This window comes from Mesorhizobium sp. WSM4823, from assembly GCF_055811195.1.
The window spans coordinates 328,663-343,012 of the sequence record NZ_JBVVQL010000003.1 but is presented as its reverse complement, the minus strand read 5'-3'; the positions used below and the strand labels follow the sequence as shown (position 1 = coordinate 343,012).

At 63.3% G+C, this 14,350-nt stretch carries 16 protein-coding genes; 15 read left to right on the top strand and 1 reads right to left on the bottom strand.

The features are described from left to right. The first annotated feature begins 101 nt into the window (after nucleotides 1–101). The 7 genes from rcdA to AC0L26_RS10330 all read left to right on the top strand — a co-directional run bounded on the left by rcdA (nucleotide 102) and on the right by AC0L26_RS10330 (nucleotide 4,812). Nucleotides 102–632, top strand: a complete 531-nt coding sequence (rcdA, locus tag AC0L26_RS10360) for a protease adaptor protein RcdA (protein ID WP_473632421.1) — start codon at nucleotides 102–104, stop codon at nucleotides 630–632. 75 nt (nucleotides 633–707) lie between these two features. Continuing rightward, nucleotides 708–1,217 carry a crossover junction endodeoxyribonuclease RuvC gene (ruvC, locus tag AC0L26_RS10355; RefSeq protein WP_473632420.1) on the top strand — a complete coding sequence of 170 codons (510 nt, stop codon included), beginning with the start codon at nucleotides 708–710 and terminating at the stop codon, nucleotides 1,215–1,217. A gap of 159 nt (nucleotides 1,218–1,376) precedes the next feature. After that, complete coding sequence (locus tag AC0L26_RS10350) at nucleotides 1,377–1,646, top strand: AbrB/MazE/SpoVT family DNA-binding domain-containing protein (protein ID WP_473632419.1); 270 nt, start codon at nucleotides 1,377–1,379, stop codon at nucleotides 1,644–1,646. Continuing rightward, nucleotides 1,624–2,043 carry a type II toxin-antitoxin system VapC family toxin gene (locus AC0L26_RS10345; protein ID WP_473632418.1) on the top strand — a complete coding sequence of 140 codons (420 nt, stop codon included), beginning with the start codon at nucleotides 1,624–1,626 and terminating at the stop codon, nucleotides 2,041–2,043. Before AC0L26_RS10350 ends, AC0L26_RS10345 begins: the two co-directional genes overlap by 23 nt. A 27-nt stretch (nucleotides 2,044–2,070) precedes the next feature. Beyond that, the gene (ruvA, locus tag AC0L26_RS10340; RefSeq protein WP_473632417.1) at nucleotides 2,071–2,691 is read left to right on the top strand and encodes a Holliday junction branch migration protein RuvA; all 621 of its coding nucleotides are present in this window, start codon (nucleotides 2,071–2,073) and stop codon (nucleotides 2,689–2,691) included. Nucleotides 2,692–2,734: 43 nt separating this feature from the next. After that, nucleotides 2,735–3,775 (top strand): Holliday junction branch migration DNA helicase RuvB, encoded by a 1,041-nt coding sequence (gene ruvB, locus AC0L26_RS10335; protein ID WP_473632416.1) that lies wholly within the window; start codon nucleotides 2,735–2,737, stop codon nucleotides 3,773–3,775. A gap of 128 nt (nucleotides 3,776–3,903) precedes the next feature. Next, nucleotides 3,904–4,812 carry a metallophosphoesterase gene (locus AC0L26_RS10330; protein WP_473632415.1) on the top strand — a complete coding sequence of 303 codons (909 nt, stop codon included), beginning with the start codon at nucleotides 3,904–3,906 and terminating at the stop codon, nucleotides 4,810–4,812. Nucleotides 4,813–4,818: 6 nt separating this feature from the next. Here the strand turns inward: AC0L26_RS10330 and AC0L26_RS10325 are convergent, their stop codons facing one another. Next, complete coding sequence (locus AC0L26_RS10325; protein WP_473632414.1) at nucleotides 4,819–6,069, bottom strand: glycoside hydrolase family 5 protein; 1,251 nt, start codon at nucleotides 6,067–6,069, stop codon at nucleotides 4,819–4,821. Between the two features lie 132 nt (nucleotides 6,070–6,201). Here AC0L26_RS10325 and ybgC point away from each other — a divergent pair, with 132 nt between their 5' ends. The 8 genes from ybgC (at nucleotide 6,202) to tilS (ending at nucleotide 14,231) form a co-directional block, all read left to right on the top strand. Continuing rightward, complete coding sequence (gene ybgC, locus AC0L26_RS10320; protein ID WP_473632413.1) at nucleotides 6,202–6,675, top strand: tol-pal system-associated acyl-CoA thioesterase; 474 nt, start codon at nucleotides 6,202–6,204, stop codon at nucleotides 6,673–6,675. Nucleotides 6,676–6,969: 294 nt separating this feature from the next. Beyond that, nucleotides 6,970–7,680: a protein TolQ gene (tolQ, locus tag AC0L26_RS10315; RefSeq protein ID WP_095487401.1), complete on the top strand. Its 711-nt coding sequence runs from the start codon at nucleotides 6,970–6,972 to the stop codon at nucleotides 7,678–7,680. Between the two features lie 9 nt (nucleotides 7,681–7,689). Next, nucleotides 7,690–8,148, top strand: a complete 459-nt coding sequence (gene tolR, locus AC0L26_RS10310) for a protein TolR (protein ID WP_473632412.1) — start codon at nucleotides 7,690–7,692, stop codon at nucleotides 8,146–8,148. Nucleotides 8,149–8,155: 7 nt separating this feature from the next. After that, a complete protein-coding gene (locus tag AC0L26_RS10305; protein ID WP_473632411.1) occupies nucleotides 8,156–9,313 on the top strand; it encodes an energy transducer TonB family protein in 1,158 nt (385 codons plus the stop codon). A gap of 67 nt (nucleotides 9,314–9,380) precedes the next feature. Further along, nucleotides 9,381–10,664 (top strand): Tol-Pal system beta propeller repeat protein TolB, encoded by a 1,284-nt coding sequence (gene tolB, locus AC0L26_RS10300; protein ID WP_473632709.1) that lies wholly within the window; start codon nucleotides 9,381–9,383, stop codon nucleotides 10,662–10,664. Between the two features lie 283 nt (nucleotides 10,665–10,947). Continuing rightward, nucleotides 10,948–11,454: a peptidoglycan-associated lipoprotein Pal gene (pal, locus tag AC0L26_RS10295; RefSeq protein WP_095487393.1), complete on the top strand. Its 507-nt coding sequence runs from the start codon at nucleotides 10,948–10,950 to the stop codon at nucleotides 11,452–11,454. A 187-nt stretch (nucleotides 11,455–11,641) separates the two neighbouring features. Beyond that, nucleotides 11,642–12,769 carry a tol-pal system protein YbgF gene (gene ybgF, locus AC0L26_RS10290; protein WP_473632410.1) on the top strand — a complete coding sequence of 376 codons (1,128 nt, stop codon included), beginning with the start codon at nucleotides 11,642–11,644 and terminating at the stop codon, nucleotides 12,767–12,769. 58 nt (nucleotides 12,770–12,827) lie between these two features. Beyond that, entirely contained in the window at nucleotides 12,828–14,231 is a 1,404-nt protein-coding gene (gene tilS, locus AC0L26_RS10285) for a tRNA lysidine(34) synthetase TilS (protein WP_473632708.1), read from the top strand. The last annotated feature ends 119 nt before the right edge of the window (nucleotides 14,232–14,350 follow it).

Sequence of the window (14,350 nt, the reverse complement as noted above, 5' to 3'; positions counted from 1 at the left end):
CCCGCCCCGGAGCGCATTTTCAAGCCTCAGTCATATAGGCTGCTGGACGTGACGGCGATGACGCCGATTCGGCCGGCTGTAGGCAAGTGCAGGGCGTATCGATGAACGATCCTTCGAAAGGAAGCGCGAAAACCATCAAGCTGGCGGAGCGCCGGGTTTTCTCCCAATCCTTCAAGCCGCTCTACCAGGAAGGCATGGGTCTGGTCGAGCAGGCGGCCGAATATCTGGACGGCGAGGGCCGGGCCGAGGCGAAGAAACTGTCCAGGCTGGCGGCGACGCTCTATGCGGCCGAATCGATGCGGCTGACCACGAGGCTGATGCAGGTCGCCTCCTGGCTGCTTTTGCAGCGCGCGGCGAATTCCGGAGAGATGACCCGCGACCAGGTTGCTTCCGAAAAATCCAAGGTGCGTCTCGACACGGCTTCCGCCAACAACGATGCCGCAGGCTGGGTCGAATTGCCCAAGGATTTTCTTGACCTCATCAACCGTTCGCTGCGCCTGCAGGCGCTGGTGCGTCGCATGGACGAGGAAATCTACGGCAGCGCCGTGCCTGACGTGTCGCCATCCGGCCGCCGCGTCAATCCGGTTTCCGATCAGATCACGCTGCTGAACACGGCTTTCGCCCGCGGTTGACAGGCAATCGCTTCGTCGTTTCTGGTTTGTTCACATTTCGCTGGCATCGCTGTCCGCTAGGGGTAGACTTGGCGGATGGGGGAAACGATTCGCATCATCGGTATCGATCCCGGGCTGAGGCGCACCGGCTGGGGCATCGTCGAAAGCCTCGGCAATTCGCTGCGCTTCGTCGCCTCCGGCACCGTGCGTTCCGACGACAAGGCGGCGCTGGCGACGCGCCTTTGCCAGTTGCATGATGGGCTCGTTGATATCCTGCATACCGCCATGCCGCACGAGGCGGCGGTCGAGCAGACTTTCGTCAACAAGGATGCGGCAGCGACGCTGAAGCTCGGCCAGGCGCGTGGCATCGCCATGCTGGTGCCGGCGCGGGCGGGCCTGATCGTTGCCGAATACGCGCCCAACGCCGTCAAGAAGGCGGTGATCGGCGTTGGCCATGGCGATAAGAAGCAGATCCACATGATGGTCAAGGTGCTGATGCCGAAGGCGACTTTCGACACCGACGATGCCGCCGACGCGCTGGCCATTGCCATCTGCCACGCACACCACCGGCAGAGTGTCGTCTATAGGATGGCGGCGCTGGCCTAGAGCGACGTGCGTCCATTTGGACGCACAAAGTCCGCTCTAGCACTTTGAATCTATGCATCGTGCTTTCCGAAAATCGATTCCGATTTTCGGGCCGATGCGATAAGTTTGTTCTTGACTTGTTCTCGGAGCGGCAATAAGTAATACCTGTGAGGTATTACCATGCGGGTAACGACCAAAGGACAGGTGACCATCCCGAAAGAGATACGGGATCGCCTCGGTATCGGTCCAGGCTCGGAGGTGGAGTTCTTGCCTACTGACGATGGCGTTCGTGTTGTCGCGGTCGACGAAAACATTTCCGAAGAAGAGGCTTCTCGAACCTTCAGCCGGCTGCTCGATCAGATGGCCGGCACGTTGGATCTGGGAGGCATGACTACGGACGAGTACATGGAGTGGCTGAGGGGTCCACGTGAAGATCTCGACATTGATTGACACGAATGTCCTGATCGACGTGTGGGGTCCTGCCGGGCGGGAGACGAAGTGGTCGGCGTCGGCGATCACCGCATGCCGGCGCGATGGCGCACTCGTTATCAACACAATTGTCTGGTCCGAACTCGCGCCGCTCATAGCGACGGAGCCGGCGCTTCGCAAAGCAGTCGAAACGCTCAAGATGGATCGAGAACTCTTGCCATGGGAAGCGGCATTCCTCGCCGGGGTCACGCATTCCCGCTATCGCCGCGCTGGCGGGGTCTGCGAACGAACGCTGCCGGATTTCTTTATTGGAGCCCATGCCGTCGTTGCGGGACATCGTTTGCTGACACGCGATGCCGCGCGTTATCGCAGCTACTTCCCGGACCTCGACATCATGTCTCCGGAAACCTATCCATGAGGGCCTTGCACAAATGAGAGCCTTGGCATGATCGGCAAGCTCAAAGGCACGCTGGACGAGGTCGACGAGGATTTCTGCATCGTCGACGTGCACGGCGTCGGCTATGTCGCCCACTGCTCGGCGCGCACGCTGGCGGCACTGCCGGCGCCTGGAGAGGCGGTGGTGCTGTTCATCGAGACCTATGTGCGCGAGGACATGCTGCGGCTCTACGGTTTCCAGTCGGTGCTGGAGCGCGAGTGGTTCCGGCTGTTGATGAGCAATGTGCAGGGCGTCGGCGCCAAGGTGGCGCTGGCCATCCTGTCGACGCTGGCGCCAGCCGATCTGGCCAATGCCATCGCGCTGCGTGATATTGCCATGGTCAGCCGCGCGCCGGGCGTCGGCAAGAAGGTGGCCGAGCGCATTGTCACCGAACTGAAGAACAAGGCGCCAGCCTATGCAGGCACTGCCTCCGACACCATCGGCCTGAAGCAGGAGCTCGGCGAAGGCGTCGCCCCCGCGCCGATCACCGACGCCGTCTCGGCGCTGGTCAATCTCGGCTATTCGCGCGATACCGCCGCCAATGCGGTGGCGGCAGCACTGAAAAGCGCCGGCGAGGATGCGGATGCGTCGAAGCTGATCCGCTTCGGGCTGAAGGAACTGGCGCGGTGAGTCTGCGCTTGTCCCGTTCCCTGCCCTGTGCAAGGAAGGCGGCATGAGCCTTTCGCCACGCCTCATTGCTCCCGACAAGCGCGGCGAGGATGCCGAGCAGACCCTGCGGCCGCAGACGCTCGGCGACTTCGTCGGCCAGGCGGCGGTGCGGGCCAATCTCAAAGTGTTCATCGAGGCCGCCAAGGGCCGCAGCGAGGCGCTCGACCATGTGCTGTTCGTCGGGCCGCCCGGCCTCGGCAAGACGACGCTGGCGCAGATCATGGCGCGCGAACTCGGCGTCAATTTCCGCTCGACCTCCGGTCCGGTCATCGCCAAGGCGGGCGATCTCGCAGCGCTGCTCACCAATCTCGAAGACCGCGACGTGCTGTTCATCGACGAGATCCACCGGCTCAACCCGGCGGTCGAGGAAATCCTCTATCCGGCCATGGAGGATTTCCAGCTCGACCTGATCATCGGCGAGGGGCCGGCGGCGCGCTCGGTCAAGATCGATCTCGCCCGCTTCACTCTGGTTGCCGCCACTACGCGGCTCGGTCTTTTGACCAATCCGCTGCGCGACCGCTTCGGCATCCCGGTTCGTCTCAATTTTTATTCGGTCGAGGAACTGGAGCAGATCGTGCGCCGCGGCGCCCGCATCCTTGCCATGCCGCTCGGCGACGACGGCGCGCTGGAGATTGCCAGACGCGCGCGTGGCACGCCGCGCATCGCCGGCCGCCTTTTGCGCCGGGTGCGCGATTTTGCCTCTGTCGCCGGTGACGGTCATGTCGATCGCCAGATCGCCGACGAGGCGCTGACGAGGCTCGAGGTCGACGCGCTCGGCCTCGATGCGCTCGACCGCCGCTATCTCCAAATGATCGCCCGCAATTTCGGCGGCGGGCCGGTTGGCATCGAGACCATCGCGGCCGGGCTTTCCGAGCCGCGCGACGCCATCGAGGACATCATCGAGCCCTATCTGATCCAGCAGGGTTTTATTCAGCGCACGCCACGCGGCCGCGTGCTGACCGCCAATGCCTGGCGGCATCTCGGCCTAGACGCGCCGAAGGATCTGGCGCAGCAGCAGATAAGCCTGTTTCAAGAAGAGCAGTAGTTCCCGGCATTCTGCTCGATCCCTACGCAAAATCTCCTCATCTCGGTCAGCGTGCCGGCGCAATCTCCGGATTTAACGCAAGCCTCGCCTGTGGGGCCGCCGGTCCCTGGAACAGCCGGAGCTGACTGATGATCACCAGACGTGGCTTCCTGCGCCTCATCGGCGGCTCGCTCTTTTCGATGGTGTCGCTCAGCGCCTATGCGGTCGGCATCGAGCCGATGCTTCTGACCCATGTGAAGCGTTATTCGCTGACGCCGCCAAACTGGCCGGCGGGCTTGAGGCTGCGGGTCGTTGCCCTTGCCGACATCCATGCCTGCCGGCCATGGGTGACGCCGGAGCGGATCGCTTCGCTCGCCCAACAGGTAAATGCATTGCAGCCGGATCTGATTGTCCTGCTTGGCGACTATGCCGCCGGCACTCGGCTGGTGACTGAATGGGTGGATTCTTCTGAATGGGCGCCAGCTTTGTCCGGGCTGAAGGCGCCGCTCGGTGTGTGGGCGATCCTTGGCAACCACGATTGGTGGGAAGATCTTTCGGCGCAAAGGGCCGGAGTGGGGCCAACGGTGGCGCGCAAGGCGATCGAAAGCGCTGGTATACCGGTGCTGGAGAACGATGTCGTGCGCCTGGAAAAGGACGGGCATGGCTTCTGGGTTGCCGGGCTGGCGGATCAGCTTGCATTGCGACCAGGCAAAGCCTGGGGCCGCAGCCGATTCAAGGGATTGGACGACTTCGAAGGCACATTGGCAAAGGTGATCGATGAGGCGCCGGTCATCCTGCTCGCGCACGAGCCCGACATATTCCCGAAAGTGCCGTCACGCGTTTCGCTCACGCTTTCCGGCCATACCCATGGCGGGCAGGTGCGGCTGTTCGGCTATTCTCCGGTCGTGCCGTCGCGGTTCGGCAACCGTTTTGCCTATGGCCATGTCGTGGAGGAGAACCGGAACCTGATTGTTTCTGGAGGTCTCGGTTTCAGCATCCTGCCGGTGCGTTTCGGGATGCGTCCTGAGATTCTTTCGATCGAACTGGGCTCAGCGTGAATCGCTTCAATGAAGCGACCTGATCGCGTCCATCACATCCGGCTCGGCCTTCTCGCCATCAAAACCGTCGACGATGCCGAAGGCGCCGCCATAGCTCCAAACCGACCATGAAAAGCCATGCGCTTCGGCGCGCGCGATCATGTCCTTGACGTAAGCGGCGCGATATTCTGCCGGCATCACATAGGCATTGCCGTATTCCTGGCGGATCATGCCGAATTCGCCGAGCGTGACGTTTTCGGGTTTTACCCCATTGGCCCTCGCCCAGGCTTCGACAGTCTTGAACGGCGCGTCCATGACAGCGAGCAGCTTTTCGTGCGTGTCCATGCTGGCGACCTGTTCATCAAGGTAGGCGAGCAGGCCGTTCTGGCGCACCCATGGCGCCTCGGCCTTGATCCTGGCGCGGATCGTGTCGAGCGTCGCATCGAGTTCGGCACGCGGCACGGCGGTGAGCGGATAGGGCAGTCCGGTGACATAAGGGATGAAATCGCCGGCCCAGGTCGCACCCTGATGGGTGAGCAGGAACGGATCGTAGGAATGGAAGGTCCAGATCACGTTGTCGTCCGGGATCGCCTTCGGATCGATCTTCGCCAGCGATGCCGCGCTGGAATAGCAGGCGCCGGTCAGGATCAGGGTGAGCTTTGTGGCCGACGAACGCGCCGCCGCGAACAGTTTTTGCTGACGCTCCGGCCACAGGCTGGTGCCGTCGCTGTCGCAGTCGACGATCGGCTCGTTCATCGGCTCGAAGGCGACCTTCGTTGGGTCTTCCCTGGCCAGCGTGCGCGCCATCTTTCGCACCATTTCGACATAGGCGTCGAAGGTTTGCGGGTCGTCCATCACCTGACCCATGCCGATCTTGCGGTTGCCGCCAGCCGGGATCAGATGCATGTCGACGATCACCTTCAGGCCGGCGCGGTTGATCATGCGCACCGAACTCAGCACGCTGGCATAGAGCTCGTCGCGCAGCGCCAGCGTCTCGCCGGACAGGAACGGTGACGGGTCGACCGGCATGCGCAGAAAATCGAAGCCGGCGCTCTTCAGCGCCTCGAGGTCATCGTCTTTGAGGAACTTGCGCCATTCGGGATAGGGCAGGATTGCTTGCCGGTCGCTCCATTTGTCCTCGCCCGGCCAGGTCGTCCATTGGTCGAGGTTGAGGCCGCGCTTCATCGAAAAGCTTGCGGCCCGGCCGGGCAACGCCAGCACGCCGAGCAGAAGCAGCGCCGCCATCAAGGTCTTGATCATCGCCGTCAACAGTGCCATCGGGTTCTTGCGCCAAGCTAATGCGTGTCGCCCAAAAGTGTGTAGCGGTTTTGGGACAACGACACGCACTGATACAACCACCTAAACGCGTCGCACTGTAGGTGCCCGGCCAGACCCAAAAAGGGAAGCGCAATGGACGATCATGGTGAATCGGCGGCGCTATCCGCTGGACTTTCCGGTGCGCTGACGGAATTCGGCCACCGGCTGATGGCGCGGGTTTATTATGCCGACACCGATTTCTCCGGCGTCGTCTATCACGCGCGCTATCTCGAATTCTTCGAACGCGGCCGTTCCGACTATCTCAGGCTTGCCGGCGTCCATCACACCGAGCTGGCGGAAGGCAAGCATGGCGAAAGAATAGTCTGGGTGGTGCGGCGCATGGAAATCGACTTTCGCGGGTCCGCCCGCATGGACGACATCCTGACCATCGAGACGCGCACCGAGGACATTTCGGGCGCCCGCATCTTCATGGCGCAGCAGCTGAAGCGCGGCGGCGAGGTGCTGGTCGAGGCGCGGGTCGAGGCGGCGATCATCGGCGAGAATGGCCGGCCAAGACGTTTTCCGAAGGAATGGATCGCAGCCTTCATGCCCAACACAAATCGGTAGGTTCAAATCGGTAAATTACTGATGCCGATCATCCGCTGACGATGCCTGGCGGCTCGCCCAAGGCGCGGCAATGCGCCGCGCTGTACGTCCTAACCCATCCTTAACCATAACGGTTCATGAAGAGAGTGGTGAAGATTGGAGGAATCCAGCGCCTTCCTTTCACCAACATTTGCCCTGAAAAGGCCGCCAACGGTGCATTTTGGGGTTATTCCGCAAGCTTTGCGCGAACGGACCACAAGGGATGCCCATGGGCCAGCCGCCAGCCGTGCCCGGAAAATTCTTAAGGACGTAACCATGGAAAACATCGCACTCGCCGAACCGGGCGCGCATTTGTCGATTTGGGCGCTGTTCATGCAGGCCGGCTGGGTGGTCAAGCTGGTCATGATCGGCCTGCTCTGCGCCTCGATCTGGACCTGGGCGATCATCGTCGACAAGCTCGTCGCCTATGGCCGCATGCGGCTCGCGCTCAATCGCTTCGAACAGGTGTTCTGGTCGGGGCAGTCGCTGGAAGAGCTTTATCGCACGCTCGCCGACCGCAAGACGACCGGCATGGGCGCCATCTTCGTTGCCGCCATGCGCGAATGGAAGAAGAGCTTCGAGAAGGGCGCGAAATCGCCGCTCGGCCTGCAGAACCGCATCGACAAGGCGATGGATCTGGCGCTGACCCGCGAAATGGAAAAGCTGGAAGGACGGCTTGGCTTTCTCGCCACTACCGGCTCGGCGGCGCCCTTCATCGGCTTGTTTGGAACCGTCATCGGCATCATGACCTCGTTCCAGGCGATCGCCGCATCCAAGAATACCAGCCTGGCGGTGGTTGCACCCGGCATTGCCGAAGCGCTGCTGGCCACGGCAATAGGCCTGCTCGCGGCCATCCCCGCCGTCATCGCCTACAACAAGCTGTCGTCGGACGCGAGCAAGATCGCCGTGCGCATGGAGGGGTTCGCGGACGAGTTCTCCGCCATACTCTCGCGCCAAATCGATGAAAAAGTCGCGCAGAAGACCTGAGGAACGATCATGGGAATGTCTGTAGGCGGGGGTGGCGGAGGACGCGGTGGTCGCGGCCACAGGCGGCGCGGCCGCCATCACGCGATGATATCGGAAATCAACGTCACGCCGATGGTCGACGTGATGCTGGTGCTGCTGATCATCTTCATGGTCGCCGCACCCTTGCTGACGGTCGGCGTGCCGATCGACCTTCCGGACACCCAGGCCAAAGCGATGAACGTCGACACGCAGCCGATCACCGTCTCGATCAACTCCACCGGCCAGATATACCTCCAGGAGACCGAAATTCCGATCGAGGAGCTGGTGGCGAAACTGCAGGCGATCTCGAAGACCGGTTACGACGAGCGCATCTTCATCCGGGGCGACAAGTCGACGGACTATGGCACCGCCATGAAGGTGATGGCTCGAATCTCGGCCGCCGGGTACAAGAATATCGGCCTGGTTTCGCTGCAGGAACAGGATCAATAACGCCAAGATGAGGACCGGCCTCACCACATCGGTGATCTTGCATGCGACGGCGATCGCCTTCGGGCTGTTCACGTTGTCCTCGCCGCCTGCGATGCCCGCGTCCGATGTCGAATCGGTGTCGGTCGACATCGTGCCGATGGAAGCAACCGCGCAGACGCTGCAAGGCGACAAGAAGGCCGTGGTGCACGAGAAGCCGGCGCCGGTGCCGACACAGCGCCCCGACATCGTTCCCGATGCCCAGAAAGTCGGCGAGAACAGCGTCGACACCGACAAGCCGATAACGCCGGAAGCCAAGCCCAACCCGGTCGATCTGGCCTCTGCGCCGCCGCCCGCGCCGACCCCGGTCGAGAAGCCGAAGCCCGAGGACGTGCCGAAGCCGAAGGAGCAGCGTAAGCCTGTTCCGGCGACCGAGGTCGCACCGGTCCCGCAGCCGAAGGAAGAGGTGAAGCCGGAGCCGGTCAAGCAGGCGGAGCCCAAGCCGACACCAGCCAAGGAGCCGGCGCCGACGCCGCCGCAGGACAAGACCGCCGCGATCGACCCGAAGCCCGAGCTCAAGCCGGACGCCGTCGCCGAAGCGATTGCCAAGGAACCGCCAACTGAGGAGACGCAGCTTCCGGACTCTGCGCCGGCCCCGCAGGCGCGGCCGAAGCCGCAGCCGGCGCAGGCCGAAAGCGCCAAGGCGCCGGAGCGCAAGGACGCCGACAAGCCGGTCAAGGAAGCCTCATCCAAGCCGAAGTCGGATGACAAGCAATTCAACGCCGACGAGATTTCAGCGCTGCTCGACAAACGGAAGCCGTCCGGCGGTGGCGCCAAGCGCTCGACCCAGCAGGCGTCACTCGGTGGCGACAAGGATCAGGGCCAGAAGCTTTCAAGATCGGAGCAGGGCGCATTGGAGGCCCAGCTTGGCGGCTGCTGGACGCTGCCGGCAGGGCTTGAGGGTTCGGAGAATTTCATCGTCGTAGTCCGGTTCAACCTGGACGCCTCCGGCAAGCTGGATGGCCGGCCGTCCGTCGAACAATCGAGCGGAAACCGCCCGTTCGACGAAAGTGCCGTACGCGCGGTTCAGAAATGCGACATGGCCGGCCTGCAGGTTCCCGCCGGCAAGCAGGACATCTGGGCCGACGTTCGGGTCACGTTCGATCCGAGGGAGATGCTCGGCCTGTAGGCCTGGCGCCCGTAGAATCATTGAAGAGAAGCGAGAAGACATGAAATCCATCCTCAAGCCGCTCCTGATGATCGTAGCCATGGCGCTGGGCATGACTGCCGCGGCCACCTTGCCGGCGCGGGCGCTCGTTGAGCTCAACGTCAACAAAGGCAATGTCGAGCCGCTGCCGATCGCTATCACCGATTTCCAGGGCGGCGATGCGCTGGGCGCGGAGATTTCGGGCATCGTCAGCGCGGACCTGAAACGCTCCGGCCTGTTCGCGCCGATCGACAAGAACGCCTTCATCGAAAAGATCTCCAACACGGATGCCACACCTCGCTTCGAGGACTGGAAAGTGATCAATGCCCAGGCGCTGGTCACCGGCAGCGTCAGCAAGGAGGCCGACGGCCGCGTCCGCGCCCAGTACAGGCTGTGGGACACCTTTGCCGGCCAGCAGATGTCGGGCGAGCAGTTCTTCGCCAACGACGCCAATACAAGGCGCGTCGCCCATATCATCGCCGACGCGATCTACGAGCGGCTGACCGGCGAGAAGGGCTATTTCGACACGCGCGTCGTCTTCATCGACGAGTCGGGCGCAAAGAACGCGCGCAAGAAGCGCCTCGCCATCATGGACCAGGACGGCGCCAACGTCCGCTACCTGTCGGATGGCAGGTCGATCGTGCTGACCCCGCGTTTCTCGCCGAACCGGCAGGAAATCACCTACATGTCCTATGAAAGCGGCCAGCCGAAGGTCTATCTGCTGCAGATCGAGACCGGGCAGCGCGAACTGGTCGGCGACTTTCCCGGCATGACCTTTGCGCCGCGCTTCTCGCCCGACGGCCAGAAGGTGATCATGAGCCTGTTGCGCGACGACGGTAATTCCAACATCTTCGCCATGGATTTGAGAAGCCGCTCGACGACCAGGCTCACCAATTCGACGGCCATCGACACCTCGCCGTCCTATTCGCCTGACGGCAGCAAGGTCGTCTTCACCTCCGACCGCGGCGGCCGCGCCCAGATCTATGTGATGGGCGCCGACGGTTCGGGCCAGACCCGCATCTCGTTCGGCGACGGTGTCTATTCGACGCCGGTGTGGTCGCCGCGCGGCGACCTCATCGCCTTCACCAAGCAGACCGCCGGCGAATTCCAGATCGGCGTCATGCGCATCGACGGTTCGGGCGAGCGCATCCTTTCAACCGGCTTCCAGCAGGAGGGGCCGACCTGGGCACCCAACGGCCGGGTGCTGATGTTCTTCCGCGATTCAGCCGGCGGGCCGAAACTCGTCTCGGTCGATCTCACCGGCCGCAACGAACAGTCAATCCCGACCGCGAATTTCGCGTCGGATCCGGCCTGGTCGCCGCTGCTGGAATAACCAGAGCAAAGGATGTTCAACTTGAGCATCCTTTGCTTTAGTTGCAGGCTTGCAACGATGCCGGATAAGCGGCGTTCTCGGCCTCTTTCCACGCCTTGGTCGCGTTTTGGCCGCATTTCCGCCTACCGTCCGCGCGCATTGTGACCCCTCGAATGCCCTTCGGGCAAACAGCTGCGGACGGCAGCCGAAACCAAATTTTAACCGTGTTTCTTGAACGCCGGTTAACCCAAACGTGGTTACTGGACGATCAACGAAATCACTCGAATTGCGAAGGAGAGGCGGCATGGGCCGTATCGCAGCACTTACCAGAAACCCGGTGATGATCGCGTTGGTGGCGTCGCTCGCCATCGCCGGTTGCGCTTCGAAGAAGACCCCGAACAGCGCCGCCGATCTCGGTCTCAGCGGCGCCGGAGCGGCGACGCCCGGATCGGCCCAGGACTTCACCGTCAACATCGGCGACCGCATCTTCTTCGACACGGATTCGTCCTCGATCCGCGCCGACGCGCAGACGACGCTTTCGCGCCAGGCGCAGTGGCTGAACCAGTATGGGCAGTATGCCATCGTCATCGAAGGCCATGCCGACGAGCGCGGCACGCGTGAATACAATCTGGCGCTCGGCGCCCGCCGTGCCGCCGCCACCCGCGACTTCCTCGTCGCCAGGGGTGTTTCCGGCCAGCGTCTGAAGACGATTTCCTACGGCAAGGAGCGTCCGGTCGCGGTTTGCGACGACATCTCCTGCTGGTCGCAGAACCGCCGCGCCGTCACCACGCTCAGCGGCGCCGGTTCCTGATCGGCAGAAATGCAACAGATATATGCGAAAGGCGGCCGCGGCCGCCTTTTTCATGTCCGGCGCCCGGATATGAAACTTGAAACAAAATTTGGCCGAAGTCCTGCGTCCTGCTAAGAGCCGAGGCGCCTGACGGTCCCACTCGGGTCGGAGGCATGCAACAGGCTAACAATTTCACGGCGAGAGGCACATGCATTTCAGATCGGTCTTGAGCGGCACGCTTGCGCTGCTGCTCGTATCAAGCGTCGCCGCACTTGCTGCCGGTACCGGGGCAAGCGGCAACGAGCAACAACCGTCGAAAGGCGGCTTTTCCTTCCACCTGCCGACGCTCGGTATTTTCGGTGAAAAGCCGGGCATTTTCGGTGAAAAGAAAAAGCCGGATCAGGTTCAGTTCGCACAGGATGGCACCGGCACTACCGCACTGCAGGAACAGCTCCGGCAAATGAACGGCAAGATCGAGGAGCTCAACTTCCAGGTCCTGCAGATGCAGGAGCAGATCCGCAAGCAGCAGGAAGACAACGAGTTCCGCTTCCAGCAGTTGGAAGGCGGTTCGCAAGGCGCGCCGCAACCAGCGGAGCAGAAAAAGTCGGACGCCACGACGACCAACACCGACAGCAGCGTCGCCGAGGCTCCGGCGACGAACGGCCCGGCCGATGCTGGCCCGCCGCCCGCCGGCGCTCAGGGCGAGGACGTCATCGTCGAATCGCCGACGGGCGAGCCCGGCAGGGTGATCCCGGGCACGCCGCCGAAGACATTCGGCACCATCACTGTCGATAAGAACGGCAATGTGATCGACGCCGACGGCAACACGCAGGCTCATGCACCGGCGCCGAGCACCGCCCCAGCCACTAGCGGTCAAGCCACGGGCGACCAAGCCACTGGCGCCCAGGCCGACAAGTCCGACAATACGGTGGTCGCGGCGCTGCCCGCCACCGACGACCCGGAGGAGCTTTACCGCAACTCCTACCAGTTTATCCTGTCGGGCGACTATAGCACTGCCGAACAGGGTTTTCGGGACCACATCGCCCGCTTCCCCAAGGATGCCAAGACGGCGGACGCGCATTACTGGCTGGGTGAATCGCTGCTCGGCCAGCAGAAATACCGCGACGCGGCCGAGACTTTCCTCGCCGCCAGCAAGGACTATCCGAAGGCCAAGAAGGCTCCCGACATGCTGCTGAAACTCGGCGTGTCGCTAGTCGGGTTGAACCAGCGCGACGTAGCCTGCGCCACTTTCGGCGAGATCGGCAAGCGCTATCCCAACGTGTCCGGCGCACTCAAGGAACGCGTCAAGCAGGAAAGGGCGCTCGCGGCGTGCTAGTTTTTCTCTTGCATGTAGGTGCCCCAAAACTGGGACCACTTTTGGGCGACATGCATTGATGCTCGAAACCGAGCCTGACCTTTCGGTTTTTTCGCAGATCGACTTTACCAACGGCGCTGTTGCGGCCGTGTCCGGCGGTAGCGACTCGACCGCCCTTCTCCTCCTCCTCAAAGACCATCTCGACCGTACCGCGCCCGCAACGAAATTGCTGGCTGTGACGATCGACCACAATCTGCGGCCGAGCGCGGCAGCGGAAGCGCATGCGGTGGCCAGGCTTTGCGCGGAGCGCGGCATTGCCCACCGCGTCCTGGTCTGGTCCGGACGCAAGCCGTCGACCGGCCTGCCGGCTGCCGCGCGAGAGGCACGCTACCGGCTGCTGGCCGAGGCAGCGCAGGCGGAAGGCATCGGCCCGATCCTGACCGGCCACACTGCCGACGACCAGGCCGAGACCGTGCTGATGCGGCAAGCACGCCAGGAGGGGCCGCGAGAGGCGGAGCGAGGCCTAGCCGGCATGGCACCGGCCACCCTGTACGATTGGCGGATCTGGATCGCCCGGCCGCTTCTCGGTACACGGCGTGCGACGCTGCGCGAATTCCTGCGGCGGGCGAATGTCGGCTGGGCGGAAGACCCGACCAATGAAGACGTGACTTTCGAGCGGCCGCGTGTCCGCGCGGCACTTGCGGCGGGTAACGGTGCGCAGCGCGTGGAAGACGCGGTGGCGCTGGCTGTGCGGGCTGCGGTGGAGCGCGACCAGCTTGGCCATAGGGCGGCCGCGCTGATCCGTGGATTTGCCAGCAGGCCCGCCGACGGCCTTATCCGTCTCGATCTGGGTTTCGCGACGGCCGGCGACGAGCCTGCGGCCGTCTACGCGCTGCGCATCCTGCTGGCGACCGTCGGCGGCGTTGCCTTTCTGCCCGACCAGGCTCGCAGCGAGGCGCTGTTCGCCCGGCTGAGGCCCGGCCCCTCTTGCGTGACGCCATTTTATGCTACCCGGTTTTGCGCCACATTGTCGCGGACGGTGGTCGATGCGCGGCGTGCCGGCATCTTCCTGCGTCGTGAAACCCGCAACCTGCCGCCCGCCGCTCCGGCCGCGGACAATGCCCTCTGGGACGGCCGTCGAAGGATCACATTGGGCGACACGCCAGGTGCATTTTTGATCGCGCCGCTCGGCGCGGCTCGTGCCGCAAAACAGGCAATTGCCGAAGACGGCACGCCGCCAAGCCTTGTCCGCGCAGCCCTGGCGGCCGAGCCGGTGCTGTGGCGCGCAAGCGAATATCCTGGCGAATCCCTTGGGCTGGCGCAGGACAGCCCGGTCTTGCCCGGAATGGCGGTACGGCCCGTCGTCGCGCCCTTTGCCCGTTTCCTGCCGTCCTTCGACCTGGCGCCGGCCATGACAGTCGCTGCGCTGATCGGCGCGCCGCTCGTTCCAGCCATGCCTTTCACCGGCCACACTGCCGGTTGATGATGGGCGAAAGCTTAACCGCGACATGCTGTTCTGCTTGGCAAGGGGAGGCGCCATCCCTATGTTAGACCCAAGTTTCCTCTCACGACGCGTGTCCGCCAGCGGACGCCAACGGGACA

What these genes read in the sequence shown, in the direction of transcription:
- rcdA (WP_473632421.1), top strand. Translation starts at nt 102, where the DNA reads ATGAACGATCCTTCGAAAGGAAGCGCGAAAACCATCAAGCTGGCGGAG.
- ruvC (WP_473632420.1), top strand. Translation starts at nt 708, where the DNA reads ATGGGGGAAACGATTCGCATCATCGGTATCGATCCCGGGCTGAGGCGC.
- AC0L26_RS10350 (WP_473632419.1), top strand. Translation starts at nt 1,377, where the DNA reads ATGCGGGTAACGACCAAAGGACAGGTGACCATCCCGAAAGAGATACGG.
- ruvA (WP_473632417.1), top strand. Translation starts at nt 2,071, where the DNA reads ATGATCGGCAAGCTCAAAGGCACGCTGGACGAGGTCGACGAGGATTTC.
- ruvB (WP_473632416.1), top strand. Translation starts at nt 2,735, where the DNA reads ATGAGCCTTTCGCCACGCCTCATTGCTCCCGACAAGCGCGGCGAGGAT.
- AC0L26_RS10330 (WP_473632415.1), top strand. Translation starts at nt 3,904, where the DNA reads ATGATCACCAGACGTGGCTTCCTGCGCCTCATCGGCGGCTCGCTCTTT.
- AC0L26_RS10325 (WP_473632414.1), bottom strand. Translation starts at nt 6,069, where the DNA reads ATGGCACTGTTGACGGCGATGATCAAGACCTTGATGGCGGCGCTGCTT.
- ybgC (WP_473632413.1), top strand. Translation starts at nt 6,202, where the DNA reads ATGGACGATCATGGTGAATCGGCGGCGCTATCCGCTGGACTTTCCGGT.
- tolQ (WP_095487401.1), top strand. Translation starts at nt 6,970, where the DNA reads ATGGAAAACATCGCACTCGCCGAACCGGGCGCGCATTTGTCGATTTGG.
- tolR (WP_473632412.1), top strand. Translation starts at nt 7,690, where the DNA reads ATGGGAATGTCTGTAGGCGGGGGTGGCGGAGGACGCGGTGGTCGCGGC.
- AC0L26_RS10305 (WP_473632411.1), top strand. Translation starts at nt 8,156, where the DNA reads ATGAGGACCGGCCTCACCACATCGGTGATCTTGCATGCGACGGCGATC.
- tolB (WP_473632709.1), top strand. Translation starts at nt 9,381, where the DNA reads ATGATCGTAGCCATGGCGCTGGGCATGACTGCCGCGGCCACCTTGCCG.
- pal (WP_095487393.1), top strand. Translation starts at nt 10,948, where the DNA reads ATGGGCCGTATCGCAGCACTTACCAGAAACCCGGTGATGATCGCGTTG.
- ybgF (WP_473632410.1), top strand. Translation starts at nt 11,642, where the DNA reads ATGCATTTCAGATCGGTCTTGAGCGGCACGCTTGCGCTGCTGCTCGTA.
- tilS (WP_473632708.1), top strand. Translation starts at nt 12,828, where the DNA reads ATGCTCGAAACCGAGCCTGACCTTTCGGTTTTTTCGCAGATCGACTTT.